At 63.3% G+C, this 1,845-nt stretch carries 4 protein-coding genes; all 4 read right to left on the reverse strand.

Annotated elements, in window-relative coordinates; all coding sequences use genetic code 11:
• Positions 1–467: LON peptidase substrate-binding domain-containing protein (locus tag NW809_RS12300; protein WP_414402271.1), on the reverse strand; the 467-nt coding region annotated here is incomplete at its 3' end.
• A 66-nt stretch (positions 468–533) separates the two neighbouring features.
• Positions 534–1,115: a crossover junction endodeoxyribonuclease RuvC gene (gene ruvC, locus NW809_RS12305; RefSeq protein ID WP_414346959.1), complete on the reverse strand. Its 582-nt coding sequence runs from the start codon at positions 1,113–1,115 to the stop codon at positions 534–536.
• The gene (gene pgsA, locus NW809_RS12310; RefSeq protein ID WP_099813062.1) at positions 1,069–1,641 is read right to left on the reverse strand and encodes a CDP-diacylglycerol--glycerol-3-phosphate 3-phosphatidyltransferase; all 573 of its coding nucleotides are present in this window, start codon (positions 1,639–1,641) and stop codon (positions 1,069–1,071) included. The genes ruvC and pgsA overlap by 47 nt, the downstream gene beginning before the upstream one ends.
• Positions 1,642–1,664: 23 nt before the next feature.
• On the reverse strand, positions 1,665–1,845 hold a 181-nt coding region (locus tag NW809_RS12315; protein WP_414402272.1), incomplete at its 5' end, for a nucleoside hydrolase.

A 1,845-nucleotide genomic window follows, 5' to 3' on the forward strand; every position in this document is an offset into this window, starting at 1 on the left:
GGGGTAGTGGGCAGTCGCTCCGGCAGCTCCGTCTCCCGCTCCATTAGCTTGCCGGAGAGGCGCACCACATCCTGAAGTAGGGTGGAAACCTGCTGCACCAAGCCCTGCAAATCCGCAGTGGTCGGCTCATCCTCAATCCACTCCACCAGCCCCACCCGGAAGGGCTTTTCCCGCACGTAGTTCAACACCCGGAAGCGCTGCTGCCCCAAGGTCAAAATGTCCATGCGGTCATCCGGCAACCGCTGTACCTGCAACACCTCGGCACAACAGCCCACCCGCACCGGGGATCCCGTCTGGGGATCGAACATCAGCACCCCGAAACGGCGATCCGTCTCCAGGATGGTGTTGATCATCATGCGATAGCGGTACTCGAAAATGTGCAGCGGCAGGGGGCGGCCCGGAAACAACACCACCTCTGGCAGGGGAAACAGGGGTAGCTCACGTACGTCCACAGAAGAGGAAGGCATAAGGCTTTGCTTTTTGCGCTACTGAGTCTAGTTTAGCGATCTCGACGGAGCCACACCGACCGATTCCTAAGCAAAGCGGTGGTGCCAAAGGGTGATGGCGATGGCCAGGGCATCGGCAGCATCGTCGGGGCGGGGCAGGCTGGGCAGATTGAGCTCGCGGGCCACGGCGGCTTGCACGGCCTGTTTGTCAGCGCGCCCGTAGCCCGTCAGGCTTTGCTTCACCTGGGCAGGGGTGAACTCCACCGGCACCAGATGATACTGGGCCAGGACGAGTAGGATCACCCCCCGCGCCTGGGCGATGGGGATGGTGTTGCCCATTTTGTAGAAGAAGAGCTTTTCCAACCCCACCTGATGGGGCTGAAACTGGCGCAGCAGCTCCTTTAGATCCTCGTAGAGGGTTTGCAGCCGTTCCGGGATTGATTGCTCCCCAGGGGTGCTGATGACTCCGTAGTCCAGGGAGCGAAGTCCGCCGGCACCTGCCAGGATGCAGCCAAAACCCACCGTCCCCAACCCCGGGTCGAGGCCGAGGATACGCTGCTCAGGGGTGGGGTCTGAGGACTCCGTCCCGCTGACGCGAGAGGACTCCGTCCCGCTGACGCGATCAGGCAGGGGGTCTCTCCTTGCCGGCAGAGGCGTCCGGCGTGGCATGGTCGGTGTACAAATAGGTCAACCCCGAGATCAGAGTGAGGGCCACCGCCACCCAAAAACAGGGGATCCCGATAGGCCAGTTCAGGATCAGCAGGGCGATGGCCAGGATTTGGGCGACCGTCTTGGCTTTGCCCCAGAGATTGGCGCCGCGGATTTGGCTTTGGTTGGCCCGCCAGCCGGCGATGGCCAGCTCTCGCCCCACCAACAAAAACACTCCCCAAGCGGGGATCCGCCCCAGCTCCAGCAGGCTCAGCAGCGGGGCCAGCACCAGCAGCTTGTCCACCAGGGGATCCAGAACCTTGCCCACATCGGTCACCAGCCCATAGCGGCGGGCCAAGTGGCCGTCCAGCCAATCAGTTGCCGCCGCCAGCAAAAACGCCCAGAAAGCCAGCCCTTGCCCCAGCGGGGATCCCAGGCCCAGCCCCAGCAGAATCAAAGGGATCCCTCCAAGGCGCAGCAAGGTGATGGCGGTGGGCAGGTTGAGCCACGCCGGCTTGGGAACTAGGACTGGGCTGGTAGGGTTCACCTCGACCTCCTTGACGACCTCGACTACCGATAGCGGCCTAAGCGCTCGGTGAGCAGGCGGTAAAACTCCTCGGCATCCACCCCAAAAGCTACCTGCACATTGGCGGGGCGGCCACTCAGCCCCCAGCGATCCACCACCGTCCGGCCCAGATTGAGGGGGCTAGCCGTCTCCACCTCCACGTAGCAGGGCTTGAGCTCGAACAAC

This window comes from Synechococcus sp. WC101 (genome assembly GCF_047461555.1).
Taxonomy (GTDB): domain Bacteria; phylum Cyanobacteriota; class Cyanobacteriia; order Thermostichales; family Thermostichaceae; genus Thermostichus.